Here is a 23451-nt window from a genome sequence, read left to right as displayed (position 1 = left end):
CACCGCAGCCGCGGTGGCGGGGCCGGGGTCGTTCGGGTGGTTTGCCGTAAGCTGTCGCTGTGCTAGTCGCCATCTGGATCCTCAATGTCATCCACTGGGGCAGCGCGCTGGTCGGGCTCTTCGCCTTCGTGCACGCGCTGCTCCAGCGCGCCGACGCCTATTCCGCGGCCGACCGCAAGACCAAGCCCATCTGGATGCTGATCACCGGCGGCGCGACACTCGCCATGGTGCTGTTCCCCGTGATGGGCCCGGGAATGATCTTCTACGTGCCCGCGATGGCCGCGGCGCTGGTCTACATCGTGGACGTGCGCCCGAAGCTGATCGAGGTCCAGCGCGGCGGCTCCAGCTGGTAGCTACCCTGGGGTGGTGACCTGGACCATCGCCGGGAGCCTCACCGTCGTTCCCGCCTCCTCTCGTACTGAACTGCTCGCCGAGCCCGTGGCCAAAGCCCTCGCCGCGCTCGCCGACCCGGACGCCGTCGGCGTCGCGGAGATCGACCCGTCGCTCGCCGACACCGCCGCCTTCTGCGAGGCCTACGGCTCGCCGCTCGAGGCGTCCGCGAACTGCGTCGTCGTCGCCGGCAAGCGCGCGGGCGAAGTCCGCTTCGCGGCCGCGCTCGTGCTCGCGACGACCCGCGCCGACGTCAACGGCGTGATCAAGCGCCGCCTCGACGTCCGCAAGGCGTCGTTCGCGCCGATGGACGAAGCCGTCTCGCTGACCGGCATGGAGTACGGCGGCATCACGCCGGTCGGCCTGCCCGCCGAATGGCCCATCCTGCTCGACCGCCGCGTCGCCGAGGCGCCCGAGCTCGTCATCGGCAGCGGGATCCGCGGCAGCAAGCTGCTGATCTCCGGCGCCGCGCTGGCCGCCTTGCCCGGCGCGGAGGTCATCGAGGACCTCGCCCGGTGACGTCCGTCTGGCTCCGGTACCTGACCGGTGCCGACATCGACGCGCTCGGCATCACGGACGCCGAGATCGTCGGCGCGGTCGAGGACGTGCTCGCCGACCACGGCCGCGGCCAGGTCGTGTTCGAGCCGCGTACGCACCTCGTGCCGGACAACGGCGGCAAGGGCCACTTCAACATCCTTCGCGGTCACCTGTCCGCGAAGCAGGTCAGCGGCGTGAAGGTCGTCGGTGACTTCGTGGGTAATTTCGAACGGGGCCTCCCTTCGGAAATGGCGTTGATCCTGTTGCTCGACCCGGACACCGGCATGCCGCGGGCCATCGTCGACGGCACGATGATCACCGAGGCCCGCACCGGCGCGATGACCGCCGTCGGCGCGAAGTACCTGGCCCGCCCGGATGCACGGGTGCTCGGGCACATCGGCGCCCGCGGTACCGCCTGGTGGAACGTTGTGCTGCTGGACTCCTTGTTCGACTTCGCCGAGATCCGCGTGACCAGCAAGCGCCCGGAGTCACGCGAGGACTTCGGCCGCCGGCTGTCCGAGCGGCTCGGCAAGGACGTCCGCGTCTGCGCCACGGCCGAGGAGACCCTGGACGGCGCGGACATCCAGGTCGAGGCCTCCCGGCTGGTCGAGCCCGAGGCGCTGGTGCGCCGCGAGTTCCTCTGGCCGGGCACCTTCCTGGTGCCCTACGGCACGATCAGCGCGCTCGAGCTCACGCTGCTCGACGACGTCGACAAGGTCGTCGTCGACGACTGGCGCGAATCGCGGTCCGGCAACCCGCGGTTCGGCGCCCTGCGCCCGCAGCTCAACGCCGGCCTCCTCACCGAGGACAACGTCCACGCCGAGATCGGCGACATCGTGGCCGGGAAGAGGCCAGGCCGCGAGCACGACGCCGAACGGATCCTGTTCTGGCACCGCGGACTGTCCACAACGGACGTCGCGGTGGCGAACCTGATCCTCGCCCGTGCCGAGGCTTCCGGCGTCGGCACCATGCTGCCCTACCGATGATCGTCTCCGACAGTGCGTTCGCCGACAGTGAACGGCTGGTTTTGGACAAACCGCTGGTAGAAGCCCTGCGGCAGCGCCGGAACGAGGTCTTGACAGCCCTCGCGGACCGGTCCGGGCCGGTCTATGGGGTCACCACGGGGATGGGCCGGCTCGCGGGGGTGGCGCTCGACGCGGGCCAGCAGGCCGAGCACCAGCGGAACCTGCTGATCGGCCGCGCTGTGGGCGGTCCGCCGTGGCTGCCGCCCGAAGACGTCCGCGCGCTGCTGGTCGTCCGGCTGCGCGACTTCCTGCGACCGTGGTCGGGGGTGAGCGCCGAGCTGGTGCAGTTCCTGGTGGACCGCTTGAACGACGGCTTCACGCCGGCGGTCCCGCGCTCCGGGCTCGGCAGTTCGGGCGAGATCATCGCGCTGTCCCACGCGTTCCAGACGTTCCTCGGCATCGGCACGGTCTTGGAGGACGGCGTCGAAGTGCCGGCCGCTTCGGCGCTCGCGGCGCGTGGTGCGGCACCTTATGTTCTCGGGCCGAAGGAAGGCGCTTCCCTGCTTCAGGGTTCTCCGCTGGCGGTGATGCACTCTGCGCGTGGCTGGACGGAAACCCAGCAGCTCATCGACCTGCAGACGCTCGCGGCGGCCATGGCGATCGACGTCCTCGGCGCGCCCCGGGACGTGTTTTCCCCGGTCATGGCGGGCGGCGACGACCACCTGAGTGCGGTGCTCCACGAGCTTTCGGGGCTGGTGGGCAGTGGCCCGGTGCGGCCCGGCGTGGTGCAGGCGCCGCTGTCGGTGCGGGTCGCGCCGCGGGCGTTGGCGCACGCTTCCCGCGTCAACGGCGAATTGCACGAAACCCGCCGACGCTGGGAAACGATGCCGGGGGATTCGCCTTCGTTCGTCGACGGCGCGTTCGTGCCGGGGACGGCGTACCACGCGGTGGACCTGGGGTTGCGGATGGACGCGGTGACGGCCGCGCTGGTGCACCTCGGGGAGGTTTCGGTGCAGCGGACGCACCGGTTGCTGGACGAGCGGTTCAGCGGGTTGCCACCGCAGCTCACGGCCGATCCGGGGCCGCGGGCGGGGTTGGTGCCGCTGCACAAGCGAGCGGCCGGCGAACTGCACGCGCTCCGGCGGCTCGCGGCGCCGGCGACGTTGGGTTCGATCGACACGTCGGCCGGTCAGGAGGACGTGCAAGCGTTTGCGGCTGCGGCTGGGGAGCAATTGCGTGCGGCGGCTTCGCATCTTTTCGCGATCACGGCTTGCGAGCTGATCACGGTGTCGCAGGCGCGGTATTTGGCCGGTGGTGAGGGTGCGCCGGGGGTTCGTGCGGCGTACGGGTGGGTGCGGTCGGTGGTGCCGCCGGTGGACGAGGATCGGCCTCTGGGGCCGGAAGTCGAGCGTCTGATTGCGGTTTGCCGGGCGGCTTTCTTCAACGACCTGGCGACGCTCACCTGAGTCCGGGCTTTGCTCGGGCGAGGCTCACTTGAGTCCGAGCTTTGCTCGGGCGAGCCGTTGCTGAGCCCGGCTTCGCTCGAGCGAGCCGTTGCTGAGTCCGGCTTCGCTCGGGCGAGCCGTCGCTGAGCGGGTGGACTCGCCGTCTCGCCGCACGACGCCGCGCCCGGGGGCCCCCGTCTCAACTCTATCGCGCGACGCCGACGATTTTGCCGCTCCGACAACGAAATCCACGGAACTATCCACAATTGCGGCGGCCTGTGGACAACCACCCTCCGTGCGCTGCCGAATCGGACATCCGGCGGGGGCGGCGCGCTACGTTCGTTCGTGAGCGCCCTCCGGGGACGCGGGCCCCGGGGAAGGAGGGATACGACGGCGGGTCCGCGTGAAGGTGAGGGTGCGGGCATAGGGGCGGAAGCCCAGATCGCGATACAGAGGGAGGGCACCCACGGACTTCGGATGGTTGATCACCGGATACACGACGGCTTCGCGAGCGCCGGCGTGGTGGGCCGCGTGCAGCGCGGCGAGGCACACCGCGCGGGCAAGCCCGGTGCGACGGAACTCCGGCAAGGTTCCGACGGGCTCCAGCTCGCCGACGGCATTGCGGTCGTCGAGCCAGATCAGGCACTGGGCGGCGAACCGGCCGTCGGGTGCTTCGGCGACCCAGTCCAGCCCGGCCCGGTAGGGCCAGGCGGCCATGACGGTCCGGTAGCTCGGTCCGGTCACCCTCGACGGGTGCCAGACCGTGCGGTGCACGGCCACGCGGCGGTCCAGATCGTCCGCGCCGGCCGGCCGGAGCGTGAAGCCGGCGGGCACGACAGGCTCGGGCAGATCCACGAGGAGGCGAGACATATACGACTGGAACACAGGACTTTCCTGAAGCGCGTAACCGCAACGCTCCAAGGCGGCGACGACATGCTTCTCGGCGTCGAGCACGGTGACAGCGAGCTCGGCCGCGGAGGCGGTGTCTTCGAACCAGGCGAGCACCTCGGGCGCGAGTCCGGGGCGCGCCGGATCCACGAGCAGCGCGAGTTCACCGGGTAGCGAAATCCAGCCCCACGCGACGACTTCGCCACCCGCTTCCCACAGCACGGTCGGCCACTCGGCTTCGCGGCCGGCGTGCTGGAACCGCTGCCACGCGAGATCACCGACGTGCACCGAACTCGACTTCGACCAGATCCGCTGGGCCAGGTCCTGCATGGCCCGCAGGTCGGCCGGACCGGCGTAACCGCGGCGCGTGACGGCGGGCATGGGCAGCATCATCCGGTGCCACACCGGCCCTCGCCAACCGATTTACCGACCCGGCCGGAAGCGGGCCGGCCACCGGTGGCACGTAACCGTTGCCACACAACCGGATGGTCGTGCCTGTGGTCGAATCGGAAGCGGACGCCGGACTGCTCGGACGTGCGGCGGCGATGTTCGCGGTGACGAACGTCGGCGACCTGGTGCTGCTCGCGGTGTTATCGGCCAGGCGGCCGGCCGCCGTGGTGTGGTCAAGGTCGTGGCGGGGCAGTTCCTGGGCTTCGCGGCGATCCTGGCCGGGCGCGCTCTGAGCCGGGCTGCTGCCAGCGGGCCTGGTTGTGCCTGTCGGCATGGCGGTGTGGTGCGCCGCGGGCCGGTTCCTGACGCCTCGGCCGGGTGTGGCGCGGGTGCGCGCGCGGTCGCCTGGGGCGCGAAAAGGTTGAGCCGCTGTGGCGTATCCGACTCGGGTGCAGCCGGTCAACGGGGCAAGGCGTCGAGTGATCATGAATCTGAGAACCAGAGTTCTTGCCATCGTCACGTTCACGCTCTCCGCGGCCGTCGCCGTGGTCGCGCCGGCATCGGCGTCCACCGGCTCCGGCATCGGCACCCAGACCGTGGAACTCGCCGCGCCGGCCGGGAGTGGCCTGGCGCCCTATGTCGCCGTCATCAAGCCCGTCTCCGCCGAGCGGCTCGGGAACAGCTGGCACGAAGGGTGCCCGGTCGGTCCCGACCAGCTGCGGCTGGTCAACCTGAGCTTCCTCGGCTTCGACGGTGCCGTGCACCGCGGCGAACTGGTCGTCAACGCCGATCGGGCGTTCGAGGTCGCCCGCGTCTTCGGTGACCTCTACTTCGGACGATTCCCCATCGAGCGGATGGAGACCGTCGAGAAGTACAACTCCGACGACGACGCTTCCATGGCGGCCAACAACACCTCGGCGTTCAACTGCCGGGCGATCACCGGCGGCACCGCCTGGTCGAACCACTCCTACGGGCGCGCCATCGACATCAACACCGTCCAGAACCCGTACATCTCCGGCAGCGGCGCGGTCTACCCGCCCAACGGGGCACCGTACGTCGACCGGACGCAGCACGCGCCCGGAATGATCCACGCGGGCGACGTCACCGAGCGGGCCTTCACCTCCCGCGGCTGGACCTGGGGCGGCTCCTGGGACACCCCGATCGACTACCAGCACTTCGAGAAGCCCTGACACCGACCGGAAAACCGCTGGGGCGACACAACTGTCCGTCGGCTGCGTCTGGGACAGGCCGTAATGGGAACCGCAGCCTCACGTACTGGGGATGAATGAAGCTCGCCCGGGATCGTCGCTGGCTGGACCGGCGGCGATCCCGGGCGGACCCGCCGGGCGGCAGGTCGGGCCACCGGAATGCGGGCTGGGCGGCGATGCGGGCCGGGCCGGGCGGTGGCGCGAGCCGGCGGTACGGGGGGCGGCGGTGTTGCGAGCTGGGCGACGGCGACCGTCGGCTAGTCGCGGCGGGCGTTCTGCAACGCCAAGCCGCGCGGGGTGGCCAAGCGGGTGATCAGGGCGAACGCTCCGTCGCACAGCAGCGCCAGGATCACCGCGGCCAGGCCGCCCGCGAAGATGGCTCCGTAGCCCTGGGCGCCCAGCGCGAAGCCGTCGACTATGTAGCGGCCCAGGCCTCCGCCGTCGTTGACGATTGCTCCGATGGCCACCGTGGCGATCAGCTGGAGGAAGGCCACCCGGGCGCCCGCCAGGATCACCGGGGAGGCCAGCGGGAGCTCGAGGCGGGCCATGATCTGCCACTCGCGGTGGCCCGTTCCGCGGGCCGCGTCGATCGTCTCCTGCTCCAAGGTCACCACGCCCGCGTACGTGTTCGTGAACAACGGTGGCATCGCCAACGCGACCAACGCGAGCAGCAACGGCCAGAACGCCGTGTCCAGCTCCCAACGGCTCGCCAGGAACCAGAACAGGATGATCAACCCGAAACTCGGGATCGCCCGGCCGATGTTGACCGCGCTGCTCGCGAGGAACGCGCCGCGGCGGTAGTGGGCCAGCCAGAGCGCCGCCGGGATGGTCAACGCCGCCGCGATCGCCAGGGCCAGCAACGAAAACCTCAGGTGCTCCAGCGTGCGGTACGGGACGCCGGCCTTGTCCGTCCAGCTCCAGCGGTTGGGGTCCGCGAGCCACGCGTTCAGCTGGTCGAAAAAGCTCATCGCGTCCGCACCTTCCGCGACCAAGGCGCCAGCACGCGCTCGCTGAGCCAGAGGACCAGGTCGACCACCACCGCCAGGGCGACCGACAGGACCACGCCGACAATGATTTCCGTCGGGTTCGGGGTCGCCGTCTGGATGCCCGCTCGGATGAAGTACCCCAGGCCGCCGAGGCCGAGCATCGAGGTGACCGTCACCAGGCCGATCGTCGTCACCGCCGCGACCCGGAGGCCGGCGATCACCACCGGGAGAGCGAGGGGCAGTTCGATCTGCCAGAGCAGCCTGCCGCGCGTGTACCCCATGCCGACCGCCGCCTCGCGGACCTCGTTGGGCACCTGGTCGACGCCGGTCACGATGTTGCGGACCAGGATGAGGAGCGTGTAAGTCGCGAGCGGGATCATCGCGGACACGAACGTCAGCCCGAAGAACGGCACCAGGACCGCGAAGGCGCCCAGGCTCGGGATCACGTACAACGCGCCCGCCGTGCCGAGGATCACCGGGTACGACCAGCGGAAACGCAGCGACACGACGGCGAGCCCGATCGACACCACCAGGCCGATGCCGAGGGCGGCGCCGGTCAGCGAAACGTGCTCGACGAGGCGCTGGACGATGTCGTCCGCGTTGCGGTCCACCCACTTCCACTGGAAGATCGGAGGCTCGCTGTCGGCGGCCAGCGGCGTCACCGTGGTCACGTGCACCGGCCGACCCTACCCCGATCGGGCCCAAATATTCCGCGGAGTGGGAATATCGGGTGCTTTCTCCCACGATGTGGATTCTTGTCGGAGGTCAGGACTAGGGTCCTTTCGTCTGTTCGAGTGACGAGGGAGTGGGGATTCGTGCGCTGGTTCCGGAACGCGTCCGTGGTGGCGGTGGCCGTCGCGGCGACGCTCGGTTTGGCCGCCTGTGGCGGCAGCGACAGCGGTGACAAGCCCGCCGCGCAAAACAAGGGTGGCGCGCCGATCGTCGTCGCGTCCTTCAACTTCACCGACAGCCAGATCCTCGCCGAGATCTACGCGCAGGCGCTGGAGGCGAAGGGCTACCCGGTGACGCGGAAGCTGAACCTCGGGTCGCGGGAGCTGATCTACCCGTCGCTGAAGTCCGGTGAGCTGCAATTCATCCCGGAGTACCAGGGTGCGGCGATCACCACCGGCTTCGGCCAGGAGGCCGGCAAGACCGCGCAGGAGGAGCACGAGCAGCTGGCGAAGCTGTTCGAGCCCAGCGGCGTCGGGCTGCTGAACTTCGCGCCGGCCGAGGACAAGAACACCTACATCGTCAAGTCCGACGTGGCCAAGGACAAGGGCATCGCGTCGATCAGCGACCTGAAGAAGCTCGACAAGGTCGTCATGGCCGGGCCGCCGGAGTGCGAGAAGCGCCTTCCGTGCTTCAAGGGCTTCACCGACGTCTACAAGCTGACCAACATCAGCTTCCAGACCATCCAGGAAGCCGGCCCGCGCGTCCAGCAGCTCAAGTCCGGGGCCGTCACGGTCATCCCGGTCGACTCGGTCAGCCCGCTGACCGGCGACCCGGCCTACACCGTGCTCAAGGACGACCTCAACATCGTGCCGACCGAGAACGTCGTGCCCGCGGTGAACAAGAAGGTCCTCGACGAGCGCGGTGCCGACTTCGCCACCGCCGTGAACGCGGTGAGCGCGAAGCTGACCACGGACATCATGCGCGACCTGAACAAGCGCGTGGACTCCGACGGCGAGAAGGCGGCGGACGTCGCCAAGGACTGGCTGGCGCAGGCCGGCCTCTGACGCCGGAACCGCCGGCCACCCGCACCCGGGCCGCCGGCCGCCCGCACGGGCCCGCCGGCCGCCCGCGCCGGGTGGCCGGGTGGTCGGCGGTCAAGCCGGATGGCCGGGGTCGAGCCGGGTGGCCGGGGTCAAGCCGGGGGGCCGGGCTCTTACGCGGTCCCGCTGACGACCCACGCACGGGCCGTCAGCGGGATCGAGCCGTCGGATTCGGTCGGCAGGCGGGCGCGCAGGAGCTCGCGGAGGCGGTCGCGGTGGGGCTCCGGCAACGTGGTCAGGTACGACGGCGCCGGGCCCTGTGCGCCGAGGAACGGGTGCCAGTAGTCGGCGAAGTCGGCGAACACCGTCGGGATCGTGATCTCGCCGACCGACACCGCCGTGAACCCCGCGTCCGTCCACAAGCGGCCCAGCGGCTCCGGGTGGCACAACGTGTGCTTGCGGCCCTCGTCCAGCTCGGCCACCGTCGTGGGGTCGAGCTCGGCCGCCGCGTCCCAGAAGCGGCGGATCAGCTGCATGCCCTCGGCGAGGTCCCACAGGTACACCGCGGCCAGTGCACCCGGCGCGGTCACCCGTGCGATCTCCGCCGCCGCGCGGTCCGGCTCCGGGACGAAGTTCAGCACCAGGCCCGACACCACCACGTCGAAGCGGTCGTCCGGGAACGGCAGCGAGCGCGCGTCGGCGACCTCGAACGACGCCCGCGGGTCGGTCACGCCCTCACGAGCCGTCTTCAGGAAGCCCTCGGACGGGTCCACGCCGACGACCTCCGCGGGGTCGGCCGCCCTCAGCACCTCCGAGGTCAGCGCGCCCGTGCCGCAGCCGACGTCGAGCCAGCGGCGGCTCGCCGGGGCGCCGAGCTGCCGGACGAACGTCGCCGCGATCCGGCGGCTCCACCGTCCGATGTAGGCCTCGTAAGCGTCGCCTGACTGCCACATGCCCCCGAGTACAGCACAGAAACCGCTGCTCAGCCCCCGGTCAGCGTCCCGGTCGCGTCCTGGCCCGCCGACGTCGCGCGGCGCAGGAACCCGGCGATCAGTGCCAGCTCGTCCTCGCTGTAGCCGGCGCAGAGCTCGTCCATCGCGGTGTTCATCCCCGCGTACAGCCGGAACAGCTCCCCGTTGCGGCCGCGGACCGCGCGGACCGCGACCGAGCGCCGGTCGGCCGCCTCGGGGTCGCGCTCGCGGACGATCCAGCCGCCCTTCTGCAGCCGGTCGAGGATGCCGGTCAGCGTCGCCGGGTGCAGCCCGGCGCGGCGGGCGAGCGCGCTCGGGCTGAGCGGGCCGTGCCGGGCGATCAGCTCCAGGCACTCCAGGTCGACGTCCTTGAGCGCCAGCTGGGCGCTGACCTGGTGGTTCAGCAGCGCGAGCTGGTTGCGCAGCTCCCGCAGCGCGTCCTTCACCGCCACGGTCGACCGGCGGTGCGCTCCCGAACCCATGCCCGGAGCCTAACCGCCGAGGGCCATCCGCGTGTACGCGCGGACGTCGGCGTCCGAGTCGCCGCGCCGCGCCCGCAACCGCGCCGCCACCGGTGGCCGGTCAGCCCACTTGCCCAGGGCCTGCACCGCCGCCCGGCGGACGTTCGGGTGCTCGTCCTCCAGCGCCACGAGCAGCTGCTCGGACGGCTCGGCCAGCGCACCCAGCGCCGTCGCCGCACCCCGGCGGACCTGCCACGCCGGGTCCGCGAGCGCCGCGAAGGCCAACCGCGCCAGGTCGCCGCCGCAGCCGAGGTCGGCGGCCGCGGTCAGCGCGGCCGCGCGCACCAGCAGGTCCGGGTCGACGGCCAGCGCGGCCACCGTCCCGGTCGCGCGCGGGTCGCCGATCGTGCCCAGCCCGGCCGCGACCGCGACCCGGACCTCGCGCGACACATCCGCCGCCGCCGAAGCCAGCGTCGACGCCGCGTCCAGCGACACCAGGCCGCGGACCGCCTCCAGCCGGACGACGACCGCCGGGTCGGCCAGCGAGGCGGCGAACAACGACGCATCGCCGAGCCGCAGGGCGCGCAGGACGTCCAGGGCCACCGACCGCACGTCCGCGTCGGACACCGCCAGGGCCGACCGCAGCCCGTCGCCCAGGGACGGCGTCGGTGCCAGCACCTCCACCAGCTCCCGCAGCCCGGCCGCCGCCGCGGCCCGCATGCGCGCGTCGATGTCGTGCAACGCCGTGACCAGGGCCGGGCCGAAGCCGTCCGGCGCCGACTCGGTGAGCACCGCGATCGCCGTCGTGCGGACCTCGGCATCCGGATCGGCGAGGTAGGAAGACAGCACCGCGAGCGAAGGCTGTTCTTCCGCCAGCGCGACGACGTCGAGGACCCGCGGCGACGAATGCGTCCGCGCCGGGGAGACGGTGGTCGCGTCCGGCGGCGTGTGCCCGCTGAAGGCCGTGTGGGTGCCGAGGACCTCGACGTCGAAGGAAGGCACCGAGAACTCCGGCACCGGCACGACGTAGGGTGCCACCGGCCGCTTCACGAACTCCATCTCGCCGGCCGCCGTCTTGCGCAGGTTCAGGTGCGCCAGCCACGAGACGTCGTCGCGGCCCGGGTGGTCGGTCCGGTCGTGGTAGAGCCCCCACCGGCTTTCCGTCCGCACCAGCGACGCCCGCGCGGCCATCTCGGCGCAGTCGCGGATGAACGTCACTTCGGCGCAGCGCATCAGTTCGTGCGGCGTCCGCGCGCCCATCGCCGCGATCTCGCCGGTCATCCGTGCGAACGTCTCCAGCGCGATCTCCAGCTTCGCCGTCGTCTTGGGCGGGGCCACGTAGTCGTTGACGAACCGCCGCAGCTTGTATTCCACCTGCTGCTGTGGTGGACCGTCCGGAGTGGACAGTGGGTGGTAGATCAACGAGTGCGCCGCAGCGACCTGGTCCTCGGGCAACGCAACAAGAGGACGCAGGGAACCCGAAGCGTGCGCGCCCGCGAGGTCGCCGTAGACGAACGCGCCGATCATGTAGTTGTGCGGCACGCAGGCGAGGTCGCCCGCCGCGTACAGGCCCGGGACCGTCGTCGCGCCGTTCTCGTCCACCCAGACGCCGGACGCCGAATGCCCGCCGCACAGGCCGATCTCCGAGATGTGCATCTCGACGTCGTGCGTGCGGTAGTCGTGGCCGCGGGTGGCGTGGAACGTCCCGCGCGTCGGCCGTTCGGTCGTGTGCAGGATGTTCTCCAGGGCGCCGAGCGTCTCCTCCGGCAGGTGCGTCAGCCTGAGGTAGATCGGCCCGCGCGCCGACGAGATCTCGCGCGCGACCTCGGCCATCATCTGCCCGGACCAGTAGTCGCAGTCGACGAACCGATCGCCCGCCGCGTTGACCTGGTAGCCACCGAACGGGTTGGCGACATAAGCGCAGGCCGGGCCGTTGTAGTCCTTGATCAGCGGGTTGATCTGGAAGCACTCGATCCCGGACAGCTCCGCGCCCGCGTGGTAGGCCATCGCGTAGCCGTCGCCGGCGTTCGTCGGGTTCTCGTAGGTGCCGTAGAGGTAGCCGCTCGACGGCAGGCCCAACCGTCCACAAGGGCCGGTCGCCAGGATCACCGCCGACGCCGACACCGTGACGAACTCGCCGGTCCGCGTGTTGAACCCGGCCGCGCCGACGGCCCGCCCGCCGGAGGTCAGCACCCGCACCGGCATCACGCGGTTCTCGATCGTGATGCGCTCGCGCATGTGCTTGGCCCGCAGCACGCGGTAGAGCACCTTCTTGATGTCCTTGCCCTCCGGCATCGGCAGCACGTAGCTGCCGGACCGGTGCACGCGCCGCACGGCGTACTCGCCGTACTCGTCCTTTTCGAACTTGACGCCGTACTTCTCCAGCCGCTGCACCATGGCGAACCCGCGGCGCGCGGTCTGGTACACAGTGGACTGGTTGACCACGCCGTCGTTGGCGCGGGTGATCTCGGCGACGTAGTCCTCCGGCGTCGCCTTGCCCGGGATGACCGCGTTGTTGACGCCGTCCATGCCCATCGCGAGCGCGCCCGAGTGCCGGACGTGCGCCTTCTCCAGCAGCAGCACGTTCGCGCCGTTCTCGGCGGCGGTCAGCGCGGCCATCGTCCCGGCGGTCCCGCCGCCGATGACCAGGACGTCGGTCTCGAAGTGCGTCCGCGTGGACACCGGGGGAGCTTCGAACGTCATGCCGCCACCAGCCCGTCCAGGACTTCGGCGCGCTCGGCCGCCACGGCGGGCTCGGTCGTCCGCGGCCGCGACGACTCGACGACCTTGGCCAGCCGCCCGTCGCGGGTCAGCACCGCGACGCGGTCGGCGAGGAACAGGGCCTCGTCGACGTCGTGGGTCACGAACACCACCGTCGTCGGCCGCTTGCGCCACACCTCCACGAGCAGGCGCTGCATGGCCGTGCGGGTCTGGGCGTCCAGCGCGCCGAACGGCTCGTCGGCCAGGATCACCCGCGGAGCCCCGGCGAGGGTGCGGGCGAGCTGGACGCGCTGCCGCATGCCGCCGGACAGCTCGCGCGGCAGGTGGTCCTCGTACCCGGCCAGCCCGACCTGGTCCAGCCACGACTCGGCCTCCACCCGCCGCCGCGCCCGCGGGACGCGCCGGATGGACAAGGGCAGCTCGACGTTGCGGCGCACCGAACGCCACGGCAGCAGCCCGTCGTCCTGGAACACCAGCGCGCGCTCGGCGGACGTGCCGGTCACCGCCACACCGGCGGACAGGACCCGCCCGGACGACGCCGGGAGCAGGCCCGCCAGAGTCCGCAGCAGTGTCGACTTGCCGCACCCGGACGGCCCGGTGACGGCCAGGATCTCGGCGTCGGCGACGTCGAGGTCGATGCCGGACAGCACCGCCCGCTGTCCGTAGTGGACGGTCAGATTCTCGATGCGGAGGCTCATGCGTTCTCCCCTCGGGGCAGCCAGCGGGTGGCGCGGCGGCCGAGCAGTTCGACGGCGGCCGAGGTGACCCAGCCGAGCAGGCCGATGGTGAGCATCCCGACGATCACGCCGGGGTAGTCGACGACGGTGTAGGCCTGCCAGGTCCGGTAGCCGACGCCGAACTCGCCGGAGATCATCTCCGCCGAGATCACGCAGATCCACGAAACGCCCATGCCGACGGACAACCCGCCGAACACGCCGGGCAGCGCGCCCGGCAGCACGACGTTCCACAGCACCCGCCGTCGCGAGCCGCCCATCGTGCGGATCGCGTCCTCCCAGACCACCGGCAGCGCGCGCACCGCGTGCCGCGTCGAGACCACGACCGGGAAGAACGCGGCGACGAAGGTGATGAACACGATGCCCTGCTCGTTGCTGGGGAACAGCAGGATGGCGATCGGGACCATCGCGATGGCCGGGATCGGCCGCAGCACTTCCAGCAGCGGCTGCACGACGTCGGACGTGCCGCGGGAGCGCGCGATCGCCGTGCCGAGGCCGATCCCGAGCACCGAGGCCAGCGCGAACCCGGTGACGATCCGGCGCAGGCTGTCCAGGAGGTCCTGGTAGTAGACGGCGGTGCCGAGCTGGTAGCCGAGGTCGCGGGCGACTTCGACCGGGGTGGGCAGGCGGTCGAAGTGCAGCCACAGGTCGACGTCGAACGCGGTCAGCAGCTCCCAGACGACCAGGGCGGCGACGATGCTGCCCGCGCGGACGGCGAGCCGGCTGAACCGGCGTCTCGGGGGTGCCGGTGGGGTGACGACGGTGGCGGGTTCGTGGTCGAGGGTCTGGGTCATCGGGACTCCTCCACGGCTTGCGCGTAGCTGACGATCGAGCCGGGGTGCCCGGCGAGGTGGGCGCGGGCGCCGTCTTCGGTCGTGAAGGGCAGCAGCGCGCCGCCCGCGTCGCGCACCCAGACGGCCTTGTCGGCGAACCAGCGAGTGCCCGTGGCCGCGTCCGGGACGTAGGCCGCGCGGACCGGCTTCGCCGCGTGGGCCACGGCTTTGAGCAGGCACGACGGCGTGGCGGCCGGGTGCGTCGCGGTCTCGCCGGACAGCCACAGCTCACCGGCGGTGCGCGGATCGGTGACGGGCCGCGAGCACGTCGTGTCGAAGCCCGTCACCGGGGCTGGATTGTCCAAAGAGGACGCGGCCGTGTCGTACGCCGGGCCGTAGATCTCCCGGAGGTACCGGTCGTCGACGAACGCGCCGAGGTCGAGCCGCTTGATGTTGCCGATCGAACGCAGGAAGGGCGCGTCGGTCTCCAGGGCGCTGATCAGCGGCCGCTTGAGCGGCAGGTCGAAGGTGACCATGCCGCCCGCGCCGTTGTAGAGGTAGACGACCTCGGGTGGCAGCTTGGTGGCGGAAGCGACCTTCAGCGCCGCGTCCATCGGGTGCTGGTGCAGGTAGTCCGTCGCGTCGCGTTGCGCGCGCAGGAACGCCGTGACGACGTCGTGGTGACTGTCCGCATAGGACTCCCGGACGACGACGCCGTGCCAGGTCGGCAGGTTCAGCGCCGAGCCGTCGTAGAGCAGCCGGGCCTGGTTCGCGAACACGAGCTGGCCCGGCCAGGCGACGAACTGCCCGAGCGCGTCGACCGACCCGGACAGCAGCCCGGACGCGCCGACCGCGGGCGCCTGGTTCTGCAGGTGGACGTCGTCGGGCCCGATGCCGATGTTCTGCAGCGCGTGCACGGTGGTGCCGTGCCCGGCCGAGCCGATGCTGGCCGAGATCTTCTTCCCGCGCAGGTCGGCCAGGGTGTGGGCCGGCGAGTTCGGCGGCACGACGACCATGTTGAGCGCGCCGAGCAGGTTGTAGCCGGTGGCGGCGACGAGCTTGGTACGGCCGTCGCCGAACTCCTGCGTGCGGGAGCCGTTGATGAGCAGCGGGTAGTCGCCCATCGAGCCGATGTCGATCTTCCCGGCCACCATCTGCGCGGTGATCGGCGCGCCGGTCGAGTAGTCCTGCCAGGTGACGTGATAGCGCTTCCCGTCCCGTTTGCCCAGGTCGGCGAGGCGCTGCTCGAAGTACCCCAGCGATCGCAGCAGCGTGCCCGCGGTGACGGTGTTGATCGTCTTCGACTGGTACCCGATGACGACGTCGACATCGCCGGACGTCGACGCGTTCGCGGCGCAGCCCGCGGCCAGCAGCGCGGCGGCGAGCAGGATCCGGACGGCTTTCACCGCAGCAGGTACGGCATGTTGATGGTCACCGCGCCGGTCGGGCAGCGCGCCGCGCACGGCCCGCAGTACCAGCACTCGTCGACGTGCATGTACGCCTTGTCGGTGTCCGGGTCGATGGCCAGCGAGTCGAGCGGGCACATGTCGACGCACAGCCGGCAGCCGTCGAGGCACTTGGACTCGTCGATCGTCACCGGGACGTCGACCCGGCTCGGGACGAGGGGCATGGCGGTCTCCTTCAGGAACGGTCGAGGCGGGCGCGCATGGTGAGGCGGTCGCCGCGCAGGCGGATGTACTCGAGGTCGACGGGCCGTCCGTCGGCGAAGTGCGTGAGGCGTTCCCACCGCAGCAGCGCCGCGCCCGGCGGAACCTGCAGGACCGCGGCGGTTTCCGGGTCGGCGTTGAGGGCTTCGACGTCGATGTCCGCGTAGCCCAGCCGCTGCCCGGACGTCTCTTCGATGAGCGCGAAGACGTCCCGGCCGGCGAGGTCGTGCTCCAGCAGCGGCTTGCCGATCTCCGGCAGCAGGTAGGTGAGGTCGAGCGACAGCGGGACGCCGTCGAGGCGCCGCAGCCGTTCGAGGTAGACGACTTCGGAGCGCTCGGGCACGCCGAGCCGCTGCGCCACCACGGCGGGGGCGGGCACCAGGTCCGCCGTCCGGACGTCGTTGGTCACCTCGCCGTGTTCGCGCAGCACCTCGGCGAGGCCGGCCAGCCGGTTGAGCCCGTGCGGGTACTTGTGGCCGACGACGACCGTGCCGACACCGGGCTGGCGGGCGATCAGGCCGTCGTCGCGCAGGAGCGCGAGGGCCTCCCGCACGGTGTTGCGGGTCGCGGAGAACTCCACCGTGAGGTCCTCCTCGCACGGCAGCGCCTCCTCGGCCAGCACCTGACGACGCAGCAGGTCGGCGACCTGCCGGGCGCTGTCGGACCTCGTCCGCCGGGGTGTGGTGGGCATGGCGGCGAGGATGGCCAGCGGACGTTAACACCGTGTTACGCCACTTTTCGCGTCGGCCGCGGCGCTCTGAACTGCGGAAACGGCTGTCCAGAGCGGACTTCCGCCGCTCACTATCTGGGACGTCCGAGGGCGCCCGCCGCGGGTGCGGTGCGCGGTGAAATCGTGGACCCTGATTCGTACGCCGGGAGAAGGAGTGAAATGGGAAAGGTCACGGCCACCGCGGAGCGCACCATCGACGCCCCGGCCGACAAGGTCCGCGCGCTCGTCGCCGACTACGCCGAGACGCGGCCGAAGCTGCTCACCGAGCACTACCGCGACTACCAGGTCACCGAGGGCGGTGTCGGCGCCGGGACCAAGGCCGGCTGGAAGCTGCAGGCGACCTCCAAGCGCGTCCGCGACGTCAAGGCGACGGTCACCGAGCCGCGGCCGGGGACGCTGGTCGAGACCGACGCGAACTCCAGCATGGTCACCACGTGGACGGTCACCGAAGCGGGTGAACGCAGCGTCGTGAAGATCGAGACCACCTGGGACGGGGCCGGTGGCATCGGCGGCTTCTTCGAGAAGACGTTCGCGCCCGGCGGGCTCAAGAAGATCTACGACGGCGTGCTGGAGAAGCTCGCCGAGATCGTGTGACGCCTCACAATCGGAATCTGCGCCCCGGTTAGCTGGTTACATCGGGTGGAATCCGGGGCGACTGCCCCGCTTCGAGACTTGGAGGAGATCCGACGATGACCACGGCGACCGAAATCCGGCTGGCTTCGCGTCCGGAAGGCGTGCCGACGCACGACAACTTCGAGATCGTCGACACCGAGGTGCCGACGCCGGGCGACGGCCAGATCCTGGTGCGCAACCTGGTGATGAGCGTCGACCCGGCGATGCGCGGCCGGATGAAGGACGTGAAGTCCTACGCGCCGCCGTTCCAGGTCGGCGAGGTCATGTCCGGCGGCGCGGTCGGCGAGGTCGTCGAGTCGAACGTCGACGACGTCAAGGTGGGCGACCACGTCCTGCACCAGGCCGGCTGGCGCACCCACGCCGTGCTCGACGCGGGCCGGTACGTCAAGGTCGACGGGGCCGCGGCGCCGCTGTCGACGTACCTCGGCGTGCTCGGCATGCCGGGCCTCACCGCGTACGCGGGCCTGCTGGAGTCGGCCGAGTTCAAGCCGGGCGACACCGTGTTCGTCTCCGGCGCGGCCGGAGCGGTCGGCTCGCTGGTCGGGCAGCTCGCGAAGCTGAAGGGCGCCAAGCGCGTCATCGGCTCGGCGGGCTCGGCGGAGAAGGTCCGGCACCTGATCGACGACCTCGGCTTCGACGCCGCCTTCAACTACAAGGACGGCCCGGTCGCCGAGCAGCTGCACCAGGCGGCGCCGGAGGGCATCGACGTCTACTTCGACAACGTCGGCGGCGAGCACCTCGAAGCCGCGATCGACGCGATCACCCTGCACGGCCGGATCGCCATCTGCGGGATGATCTCCACGTACAACGCGACCGAGCCGACGCCGGCGCCGCGCAACCTCGCGCAGGTCATCGCCAAGCGGCTCACCATCCGCGGCCTGCTGGTGATCGACCACTGGCACCTGCAGCAGCAGTTCGTCACCGAGGTCGCGCCGCTGGTGAGCTCCGGCGAGATCAAGTACTCGGAGACCTTCGTCGACGGCATCCGCAACGCGCCCGAGGCGTTCCTCGGCCTGCTGTCGGGCGCCAACACCGGCAAGATGCTGGTCCGGATCGCCGACTAGAGCAGTTCGGCCAGCTCCGGCAGCGTCGACGCGGTGTAGGTGGGCGCGGGCGAACCGGGCAGCGGGTGGACGCCGGGACGGGTGAGCAACGCCGTCCCGAGCCCCGCCGCCTGGGCGCCCGCGATGTCCCAGTCGTGCGCGGCGATCATGACCGCGTGCTGCCCGGGGTAGGCGGCCGTGACCTGGCGGTACGGCTCCGGCGCCGGCTTGAGCCGGCCCACCTGCTCGGCCGAGAAGATCCGGTCGAGCAGCGGCGCCAGCCCGGCGTTCTGCAGCTGCGCCTCGGCGGTGGCGAGCGGCGAGTTCGTCAGCGCGACGACGGTGTGGCCCCGCTCGCGCAGCCGCACCAGGCCCGGCTCGACGTCCGGGTGGGCCGGGAGGCTGCGCAGCCCGGCGCCGACCCGCGCGAGGTCGACCTCCCGCCCGTGCCGGGCCGTGACCTCGATCGCGGCGTCACCGGCGATGCCCGCGAAGTCGCGGTAGCCGCCGGTCGCCGTCACGGTCAGGACGGTGTGGATGGCCAGCCCGAACCACTCGCGCCGCAGCTCGGGCCCGCCGATCAGGGGATCCATCGCGGCCAGGTCGAGCAGGGTCTCGTTGACGTCGAAGACGCACAGCATCCGATCAGTATTGCTGGTTCAGGGCCCGTTCGTTGAGCCGCTCGTCCAGTTCTCCGGCCGCGATCGGCAGGGACAGCTGGTCGCGCATGATGGTGCCCATCGACGGCAGCGTCGAACGGTCCGGCCAGGTCTCCGGCTGCCACAGCGAAGACCGCAGGAACGCCTTCGCGCAGTGCATGTACAGCTCTTCGACCTCGACGACCACCGCGAGCTTCGGCCGTTTCCCCTGGACGACCAGCTCGTCGAAGAACGGCTCGTCCGCCACCAGCCTCGCGCGGCCGTTGACCCGGAGCGTCTCGTTCATGCCCGGGATCAGGAACAGCAGTCCGGCGTGCGGGTTGTCGACGATGTTCCGGAAGCTGTCGATCAGCTTGTTGCCCGGCCGGTCCGCGAGGGCCAGCGTCCGGTCGTCGAGCACCAGCACCGAACCCGCCGGGTCGCCGCGCGGGGAGACGTCGCAGCTGCCGTCCGGCGCCGACGTGGCCAGCAGCACGAACGGCGAGTGCGCGATCAGGGTGCGCGCGTGCTCGTCGATCCGGTCGATGACCTTTTGCTGCGTCAGCTCGGCGGCCTCGCCGATCACTTCGCGCAGTGCCTCGTGTGAGTCGATGATCCCCATGCGCCCAAGCTAGCGCGCACCACCGACGATCCGGCCCACGATGGCGGCGCGCGCGGCCTCCTCGGACTTGCGCACCACCAGGTCCGTCGAATAGCCGTGCTTCACGAAGACGCCGTCGAGCTGGAACGTGCCGTAGCCGTGCGCCTGGGTGAACAGCTGCTCCATCAGTTCCAGCGCGGTCGCCGGGTCCGGGGCGACGGCCAGGCAGCGCAGCAGGAACTCGTCGGTCAGCCGCCGGGTCTGCTCGTGGAGGCCGGTGTGCTGCGGGCCGTGGAGGCCGTCGGCGTAGATCACGTTCATCCCGGCCCGGCGCTCGATGACGTACCGCGTGTACGCGCCCGCCGCCGCGGCCAGGGCTTCCACCGGGTCTTCGTGCTCGCCGGCCGCCGCGGTGACGCGGTCGGCGAGCTGGCAGGCGACGTTGCCCGCGACCTCGGCCAGCAGGCTCTCGCGGGAAGCGAAGTGCCGGTAGGGCGCGCCGGGGCTGACCTTCGCCCGCCGCGCGACCTCCGCGACCGAGAACCCCGCCCAGCCCTGCTCGGCGATCAGGTCGAGCGAGACGCGCACGAGCTCGCCGCGGAGGTCGCCGTGGTGGTACTTGCCGCCCATGACCCGGATCACATCTCCCGTTCGAAATATGTAAGAGCCCTCTTACGTAGAGGTGTAAGAGACCTCTTACGAGGACGACGGTACTTGAACTTGGAGGGTTCCATGAGCACGACCACGCACGCCATCGCCGCTCCGGCGCCGGGCGCGCCGCTGGCGCCGACCACGATCGAGCGCCGTGACCTGCGTCCCGACGACGTGCTGATCGACATCGCCTACGCCGGCATCTGCCACAGCGACATCCACCAGGCCAAGGAGGACTGGGGCCAGGCGATCTTCCCGATGGTCCCGGGCCACGAGATCGCCGGCGTGGTCGCCGCGGTCGGTTCGGACGTCACGAAGTACCAGGTCGGCGACCGCGTCGGCGTCGGCTGCATGGTCGACTCCTGCGGCGAGTGCGAGTACTGCCGGGCCGGCACCGAGCAGTTCTGCGTCAAGGGCAACGTCCAGACCTACAACGGCGTCGGCTTCGACGGCGAGAACACCTACGGCGGCTACAGCAACCAGATCGTGGTGAAGGACGCCTTCGTCTGCCGCATCCCCGAGGGCATCGACCTCGACGTCGCCGCGCCGCTGCTGTGCGCGGGCATCACCACCTACTCGCCGCTGCACCACTGGGGTGCCGGCCCGGGCAAGAAGGTCGCCGTGATCGGCCTCGGCGGGCTCGGCCACATGGGCGTCAAGATCGCCGCCGCCATGGGCGCCGAGGTGACCGTGCTGAGCCAGAGCCTCAAGAAGCAGGAAGACGGCCTGAAACTCGGCGCGTCCGAGTACTACGCGACCAGCGACGAGGCGACCTTCGACACGCTCAAGGGCAAGTTCGACATCATCCTCAACACCGTGTCGGCCAAGCTGCCGGTGGACGCCTACCTCGGCCTGCTGCGGGTCGGCGGCGCGATGGTGAACGTCGGCGCGCCGGGCGAGCCGCTGGCCTACAACGCCTTCTCGCTGCTCGGCGGCAACAAAGTGCTGGCCGGCTCGATGATCGGCGGCATCGCCGAAACCCAGGAGATGCTGGACTTCTGCGCGGAGCACGGCATCGGCGCGGAGATCGAGACGATCTCGGCCGACAAGGTCAACGAGGCCTACGAGCGCGTCGAGAACTCTGACGTCCGCTACCGGTTCGTCATCGACGCGTCGACGATCGGCGCGTGACGCGCGGGCACGGCAACCGGATCAGAACACCACGGTCCGGTTACCGTGCACCAGCACGCGGTTCTCCAGGTGCCACCGGAGGCCGCGCGCCAGCGTGACCTTCTCGATGTCGCGGCCCTTGCGGACCATGTCCTCGACCGAGTCGCCGTGGTCGACGCGGATCACGTCCTGCTCGATGATCGGGCCCGCGTCGAGGTCCGCCGTCACGTAGTGGCAGGTCGCGCCGACCAGCTTCACGCCGCGGGTGTGCGCCTGGTGGTACGGCTTCGCGCCGATGAACGACGGCAGGAAGCTGTGGTGGATGTTGATCGCCCGGCCGGCCCACTCGCGGCACAGGTCCGCGGGCAGGATCTGCATGAACCGGGCCAGCACCACCGCGTGCGGGTCGTGCTCGTCGACCAGCTTGCGGACCTGCTCGAACGCTTCTGGTTTACCGCCGGCCGGGAACGGCACGTGGTGGAACGGGATGCCGTGCGCGCGGGTGATGTCGGCCAGCGAGTCGTGGTTGCCGATCACCGCGGCGATGTCGACCTCGAGCTCCCCGGAGGCGACCCGGCCGAGCAGGTCGTACAGGCAGTGCCCGGCCTTGGAGACGAGGATCACCGCGCGCCGCCGCTCGCCGGTGTCGCTGACCTGCCAGCTCGACTCGGCCGACAGCTCCGCGGCCACCTCGCCGAACCGGGCGCGCAGCTCGGCGGCGTCGAACGGCAGCGAATCGGCCCGGACCACCTGGCGGGTGAAGAACCAGCCCGTGTCCGGGTCGGTGTGGTACGCCGCCTCGACGATCCAGCCGCCGTGCTCGGCGAGGAACCCGGAGATCCGGGCGATGATGCCGGTGCGGTCGGGACAGCCGAAGGTGATGACGTAGCGGCGTTCGGGAGCGGTCACCCGGGCATTCTCCCCCGCGCTGATCAGACGGCCGGGAGCCGGTCCCCGCTGATCTCCGCCCGGTGCGGCCGGCCCCACACCGCCCGGTAGACGTCGTCGGCGTCGCCGGTCACCTCGGTCGCCGGGGCGCCGACCGTCCACGTCCGCTCCGGCGTCGTGATCCGCACGTTGACGTCGAAGCCGCGACGTGGGACGACGAAGGTCAGGAACTCGTCGATGCCGTCGTTGGCGAACTCGGCGGAGAAGCGGGTCTGCACCGGGTCCGGGAGGGCGGATTCGGCGTCGAGGCGGTGGATCGCGGTTTCGTGGGCCATCCGGCGGGTCCACGGCGTGTCCGGGTTGCGCGCCAGCGCTTCGCGCAGAGCCAGGCGCCGGCCGTCCCACCACCCGAGGACGTCTTCCCAGTCCGTCGGCGGCTCGGGGCGTGGCGGCCGGCCCATCGCCAGGCTGGTGATGGTGTCGTGCACGAGCGCGATGTGCGTCACCAGGTCATGGACAGTCCACTTCGGACAGTTCGGCACCGGGGCCGGCGGCCCGGCCGTCAGCGCCGCCCGCTTCAGCGCGTCGGCGTGGACGTCGATCGCTTCGAGCATGGGCCGACCGTAGCCGCCTCCCGGCCTCGATGGCGAACACCAAGCCCAGGCCGAGGCTGAACGACAGCAGTAGGCCCTTGGCCGGTTCGTCGGCGAAGGCGGCTCCGCCCGCGAGGCCGATCAGCACGCTGTACACCGCCCAGATCGCCGCGCCGGCGGCGTCGAGCGGCACGAACCGGCGCAGCGGGTAGCCGAGGCTGCCGTTGGCCAGCGCGCTGGCGACCCGCCCGCCCGGCAGGTACCGGGCCGCGATGATCAGCAGCCCGCCGTTGCGCCGCACCTGGTCGCGGGCCCATTCGTAACGACGGCGGCCGTCGGGCCCGCGCTGCAGCCGCGCGATGGCCTGCGGCCCGGCGGCGCGGCCGACGGCGTACCCGAGGCAGTCGCCCGCCCACGCGCCCCCGGCCGCCACCGCGGCGAGCAGGACGAGCGGCCCGGGGTCTGATCCGAGCAGGACGGCGACGGTGACGACCGTGGTCTCGCTGGGCATGAACGGCAGCAGCGCGTCCAATCCGGACACGGCGAAGACGAGCACCCACAGCCACGGCGAGCCGAGCGTGCCCCGCAGCACCTCGGTGACCTGCCCCAGGAGTTCCACGGCTCAATGGTGATCACCGCAGGTCACTTCGGGGTGACGCAGCGGGGGTGGCCCGGTGAACAAGCGCCCCAATGTGGCGTTCGGTGCGTCAGACGCA

General features: G+C 71.2%; 27 protein-coding genes. 10 read left to right on the top strand and 17 right to left on the bottom strand.

Annotation, left to right across the window (positions count from 1 at the left end):
- The first annotated feature begins 59 nt into the window (after nt 1–59).
- Genes ACWEVN_RS31300 through ACWEVN_RS31285 form a run of 4 tightly spaced genes read left to right on the top strand, consistent with a single transcriptional unit; the run spans nt 60 to nt 3358 of the window.
- Nucleotides 60–353: a DUF2516 family protein gene (locus ACWEVN_RS31300; protein ID WP_013222364.1), complete on the top strand. Its 294-nt coding sequence runs from the start codon at nt 60–62 to the stop codon at nt 351–353.
- Nucleotides 354–363: 10 nt separating this feature from the next.
- Entirely contained in the window at nt 364–909 is a 546-nt protein-coding gene (locus ACWEVN_RS31295) for a YbaK/EbsC family protein (RefSeq protein ID WP_449687727.1), read from the top strand.
- Entirely contained in the window at nt 906–1913 is a 1008-nt protein-coding gene (locus ACWEVN_RS31290; RefSeq protein WP_452053670.1) for an ornithine cyclodeaminase family protein, read from the top strand. The genes ACWEVN_RS31295 and ACWEVN_RS31290 overlap by 4 nt, the downstream gene beginning before the upstream one ends.
- Entirely contained in the window at nt 1910–3358 is a 1449-nt protein-coding gene (locus ACWEVN_RS31285) for an aromatic amino acid lyase (RefSeq protein WP_452053669.1), read from the top strand. The genes ACWEVN_RS31290 and ACWEVN_RS31285 overlap by 4 nt, the downstream gene beginning before the upstream one ends.
- A gap of 312 nt (nt 3359–3670) precedes the next feature.
- On the opposite strand, the gene ACWEVN_RS31280 is transcribed toward ACWEVN_RS31285, so the two are convergent.
- On the bottom strand, nt 3671–4606 hold the full coding sequence (locus ACWEVN_RS31280; protein ID WP_452053668.1) for a GNAT family N-acetyltransferase: 936 nt from the start codon (nt 4604–4606) through the stop codon (nt 3671–3673).
- Nucleotides 4607–4722: 116 nt separating this feature from the next.
- On the opposite strand from ACWEVN_RS31280, the gene ACWEVN_RS31275 reads away from it, so the two are divergent.
- Together ACWEVN_RS31275 and ACWEVN_RS31270 are read left to right on the top strand one after the other, a co-directional pair.
- On the top strand, nt 4723–4908 hold the full coding sequence (locus ACWEVN_RS31275; protein WP_452053667.1) for a hypothetical protein: 186 nt from the start codon (nt 4723–4725) through the stop codon (nt 4906–4908).
- Nucleotides 4909–5100: 192 nt separating this feature from the next.
- Nucleotides 5101–5805: a M15 family metallopeptidase gene (locus ACWEVN_RS31270; RefSeq protein WP_452053666.1), complete on the top strand. Its 705-nt coding sequence runs from the start codon at nt 5101–5103 to the stop codon at nt 5803–5805.
- Between the two features lie 275 nt (nt 5806–6080).
- Here ACWEVN_RS31270 and ACWEVN_RS31265 read toward each other — a convergent pair whose 3' ends face one another.
- Together ACWEVN_RS31265 and ACWEVN_RS31260 are read right to left on the bottom strand one after the other, a co-directional pair.
- On the bottom strand, nt 6081–6791 hold the full coding sequence (locus ACWEVN_RS31265) for an ABC transporter permease (RefSeq protein ID WP_449687732.1): 711 nt from the start codon (nt 6789–6791) through the stop codon (nt 6081–6083).
- Nucleotides 6788–7486: an ABC transporter permease gene (locus ACWEVN_RS31260; RefSeq protein ID WP_310967961.1), complete on the bottom strand. Its 699-nt coding sequence runs from the start codon at nt 7484–7486 to the stop codon at nt 6788–6790. The genes ACWEVN_RS31265 and ACWEVN_RS31260 overlap by 4 nt, the downstream gene beginning before the upstream one ends.
- A gap of 138 nt (nt 7487–7624) precedes the next feature.
- On the opposite strand from ACWEVN_RS31260, the gene ACWEVN_RS31255 reads away from it, so the two are divergent.
- Nucleotides 7625–8545, top strand: a complete 921-nt coding sequence (locus tag ACWEVN_RS31255; protein ID WP_452053665.1) for an ABC transporter substrate-binding protein — start codon at nt 7625–7627, stop codon at nt 8543–8545.
- A gap of 149 nt (nt 8546–8694) precedes the next feature.
- On the opposite strand, the gene ACWEVN_RS31250 is transcribed toward ACWEVN_RS31255, so the two are convergent.
- Genes ACWEVN_RS31250 through ACWEVN_RS31215 form a run of 8 tightly spaced genes read right to left on the bottom strand, consistent with a single transcriptional unit; the run spans nt 8695 to nt 16539 of the window.
- On the bottom strand, nt 8695–9474 hold the full coding sequence (locus tag ACWEVN_RS31250; protein WP_452053664.1) for a class I SAM-dependent methyltransferase: 780 nt from the start codon (nt 9472–9474) through the stop codon (nt 8695–8697).
- A 29-nt stretch (nt 9475–9503) separates the two neighbouring features.
- Nucleotides 9504–9974, bottom strand: a complete 471-nt coding sequence (locus tag ACWEVN_RS31245) for a MarR family transcriptional regulator (protein WP_452053663.1) — start codon at nt 9972–9974, stop codon at nt 9504–9506.
- 9 nt (nt 9975–9983) lie between these two features.
- Complete coding sequence (locus ACWEVN_RS31240) at nt 9984–12656, bottom strand: fumarate reductase/succinate dehydrogenase flavoprotein subunit (RefSeq protein WP_452053662.1); 2673 nt, start codon at nt 12654–12656, stop codon at nt 9984–9986.
- On the bottom strand, nt 12653–13372 hold the full coding sequence (locus ACWEVN_RS31235; RefSeq protein WP_452053661.1) for an ABC transporter ATP-binding protein: 720 nt from the start codon (nt 13370–13372) through the stop codon (nt 12653–12655). The genes ACWEVN_RS31240 and ACWEVN_RS31235 overlap by 4 nt, the downstream gene beginning before the upstream one ends.
- Nucleotides 13369–14202 carry an ABC transporter permease gene (locus tag ACWEVN_RS31230; protein WP_452053660.1) on the bottom strand — a complete coding sequence of 278 codons (834 nt, stop codon included), beginning with the start codon at nt 14200–14202 and terminating at the stop codon, nt 13369–13371. The genes ACWEVN_RS31235 and ACWEVN_RS31230 overlap by 4 nt, the downstream gene beginning before the upstream one ends.
- On the bottom strand, nt 14199–15587 hold the full coding sequence (locus ACWEVN_RS31225; RefSeq protein ID WP_452053659.1) for an ABC transporter substrate-binding protein: 1389 nt from the start codon (nt 15585–15587) through the stop codon (nt 14199–14201). The genes ACWEVN_RS31230 and ACWEVN_RS31225 overlap by 4 nt, the downstream gene beginning before the upstream one ends.
- Complete coding sequence (locus ACWEVN_RS31220; protein WP_176173465.1) at nt 15584–15811, bottom strand: 4Fe-4S dicluster domain-containing protein; 228 nt, start codon at nt 15809–15811, stop codon at nt 15584–15586. The genes ACWEVN_RS31225 and ACWEVN_RS31220 overlap by 4 nt, the downstream gene beginning before the upstream one ends.
- A gap of 11 nt (nt 15812–15822) precedes the next feature.
- Nucleotides 15823–16539 (bottom strand): GntR family transcriptional regulator, encoded by a 717-nt coding sequence (locus ACWEVN_RS31215; protein WP_452053658.1) that lies wholly within the window; start codon nt 16537–16539, stop codon nt 15823–15825.
- 198 nt (nt 16540–16737) lie between these two features.
- Here ACWEVN_RS31215 and ACWEVN_RS31210 point away from each other — a divergent pair, with 198 nt between their 5' ends.
- Together ACWEVN_RS31210 and ACWEVN_RS31205 are read left to right on the top strand one after the other, a co-directional pair.
- Nucleotides 16738–17172 carry an SRPBCC family protein gene (locus ACWEVN_RS31210; RefSeq protein WP_364245534.1) on the top strand — a complete coding sequence of 145 codons (435 nt, stop codon included), beginning with the start codon at nt 16738–16740 and terminating at the stop codon, nt 17170–17172.
- A 95-nt stretch (nt 17173–17267) separates the two neighbouring features.
- On the top strand, nt 17268–18275 hold the full coding sequence (locus tag ACWEVN_RS31205) for an NADP-dependent oxidoreductase (RefSeq protein ID WP_452053657.1): 1008 nt from the start codon (nt 17268–17270) through the stop codon (nt 18273–18275).
- Here the strand turns inward: ACWEVN_RS31205 and ACWEVN_RS31200 are convergent.
- Genes ACWEVN_RS31200 through ACWEVN_RS31190 form a run of 3 tightly spaced genes read right to left on the bottom strand, consistent with a single transcriptional unit; the run spans nt 18272 to nt 20123 of the window.
- The gene (locus tag ACWEVN_RS31200; RefSeq protein WP_452053656.1) at nt 18272–18895 is read right to left on the bottom strand and encodes an HAD family hydrolase; all 624 of its coding nucleotides are present in this window, start codon (nt 18893–18895) and stop codon (nt 18272–18274) included. The two genes, ACWEVN_RS31205 and ACWEVN_RS31200, sit on opposite strands and share 4 nt — an antisense overlap.
- Nucleotides 18896–18899: 4 nt before the next feature.
- Complete coding sequence (locus tag ACWEVN_RS31195) at nt 18900–19514, bottom strand: pyridoxamine 5'-phosphate oxidase family protein (protein WP_449687740.1); 615 nt, start codon at nt 19512–19514, stop codon at nt 18900–18902.
- A 9-nt stretch (nt 19515–19523) separates the two neighbouring features.
- Nucleotides 19524–20123 (bottom strand): TetR/AcrR family transcriptional regulator, encoded by a 600-nt coding sequence (locus ACWEVN_RS31190; protein ID WP_452053655.1) that lies wholly within the window; start codon nt 20121–20123, stop codon nt 19524–19526.
- A gap of 102 nt (nt 20124–20225) precedes the next feature.
- Between ACWEVN_RS31190 and ACWEVN_RS31185 the strand changes: the two genes are divergently transcribed.
- Entirely contained in the window at nt 20226–21275 is a 1050-nt protein-coding gene (locus tag ACWEVN_RS31185; RefSeq protein WP_452053654.1) for an NAD(P)-dependent alcohol dehydrogenase, read from the top strand.
- A 21-nt stretch (nt 21276–21296) separates the two neighbouring features.
- Here ACWEVN_RS31185 and purU read toward each other — a convergent pair whose 3' ends face one another.
- From purU to ACWEVN_RS31170, 3 genes are read right to left on the bottom strand one after another with little or no spacing between them, the layout of a single operon-like run.
- Nucleotides 21297–22163, bottom strand: coding sequence for a formyltetrahydrofolate deformylase (purU, locus tag ACWEVN_RS31180; RefSeq protein ID WP_452053653.1), 867 nt, complete (start codon nt 22161–22163; stop codon nt 21297–21299).
- Between the two features lie 23 nt (nt 22164–22186).
- Nucleotides 22187–22756, bottom strand: a complete 570-nt coding sequence (locus ACWEVN_RS31175; protein WP_449687744.1) for a maleylpyruvate isomerase family mycothiol-dependent enzyme — start codon at nt 22754–22756, stop codon at nt 22187–22189.
- The gene (locus ACWEVN_RS31170; protein WP_452053652.1) at nt 22653–23354 is read right to left on the bottom strand and encodes a DedA family protein; all 702 of its coding nucleotides are present in this window, start codon (nt 23352–23354) and stop codon (nt 22653–22655) included. The genes ACWEVN_RS31175 and ACWEVN_RS31170 overlap by 104 nt, the downstream gene beginning before the upstream one ends.
- Between the last annotated feature and the right edge of the window lie 97 nt (nt 23355–23451).

The organism is Amycolatopsis sp. NPDC003861 (genome assembly GCF_053605405.1).
Note: the sequence above shows the minus strand (reverse complement) of the source record. Positions and strands in the feature narration are given on the sequence as shown.

Coding starts and splice junctions, on each gene's coding strand:
- ACWEVN_RS31285 (WP_452053669.1), top strand. CDS start 1,910: ATGATCGTCTCCGACAGTGCGTTCGCCGACAGTGAACGGCTGGTTTTG.
- ACWEVN_RS31280 (WP_452053668.1), bottom strand. CDS start 4,606: ATGCCCGCCGTCACGCGCCGCGGTTACGCCGGTCCGGCCGACCTGCGG.
- ACWEVN_RS31270 (WP_452053666.1), top strand. CDS start 5,101: ATGAATCTGAGAACCAGAGTTCTTGCCATCGTCACGTTCACGCTCTCC.
- ACWEVN_RS31265 (WP_449687732.1), bottom strand. CDS start 6,791: ATGAGCTTTTTCGACCAGCTGAACGCGTGGCTCGCGGACCCCAACCGC.
- ACWEVN_RS31250 (WP_452053664.1), bottom strand. CDS start 9,474: ATGTGGCAGTCAGGCGACGCTTACGAGGCCTACATCGGACGGTGGAGC.
- ACWEVN_RS31245 (WP_452053663.1), bottom strand. CDS start 9,974: ATGGGTTCGGGAGCGCACCGCCGGTCGACCGTGGCGGTGAAGGACGCG.
- ACWEVN_RS31240 (WP_452053662.1), bottom strand. CDS start 12,656: ATGACGTTCGAAGCTCCCCCGGTGTCCACGCGGACGCACTTCGAGACC.
- ACWEVN_RS31235 (WP_452053661.1), bottom strand. CDS start 13,372: ATGAGCCTCCGCATCGAGAATCTGACCGTCCACTACGGACAGCGGGCG.
- ACWEVN_RS31230 (WP_452053660.1), bottom strand. CDS start 14,202: ATGACCCAGACCCTCGACCACGAACCCGCCACCGTCGTCACCCCACCG.
- ACWEVN_RS31220 (WP_176173465.1), bottom strand. CDS start 15,811: ATGCCCCTCGTCCCGAGCCGGGTCGACGTCCCGGTGACGATCGACGAG.
- ACWEVN_RS31215 (WP_452053658.1), bottom strand. CDS start 16,539: ATGCCCACCACACCCCGGCGGACGAGGTCCGACAGCGCCCGGCAGGTC.
- ACWEVN_RS31210 (WP_364245534.1), top strand. CDS start 16,738: ATGGGAAAGGTCACGGCCACCGCGGAGCGCACCATCGACGCCCCGGCC.
- ACWEVN_RS31205 (WP_452053657.1), top strand. CDS start 17,268: ATGACCACGGCGACCGAAATCCGGCTGGCTTCGCGTCCGGAAGGCGTG.
- ACWEVN_RS31200 (WP_452053656.1), bottom strand. CDS start 18,895: ATGCTGTGCGTCTTCGACGTCAACGAGACCCTGCTCGACCTGGCCGCG.
- ACWEVN_RS31195 (WP_449687740.1), bottom strand. CDS start 19,514: ATGGGGATCATCGACTCACACGAGGCACTGCGCGAAGTGATCGGCGAG.
- ACWEVN_RS31190 (WP_452053655.1), bottom strand. CDS start 20,123: ATGGGCGGCAAGTACCACCACGGCGACCTCCGCGGCGAGCTCGTGCGC.
- ACWEVN_RS31185 (WP_452053654.1), top strand. CDS start 20,226: ATGAGCACGACCACGCACGCCATCGCCGCTCCGGCGCCGGGCGCGCCG.
- ACWEVN_RS31175 (WP_449687744.1), bottom strand. CDS start 22,756: ATGCTCGAAGCGATCGACGTCCACGCCGACGCGCTGAAGCGGGCGGCG.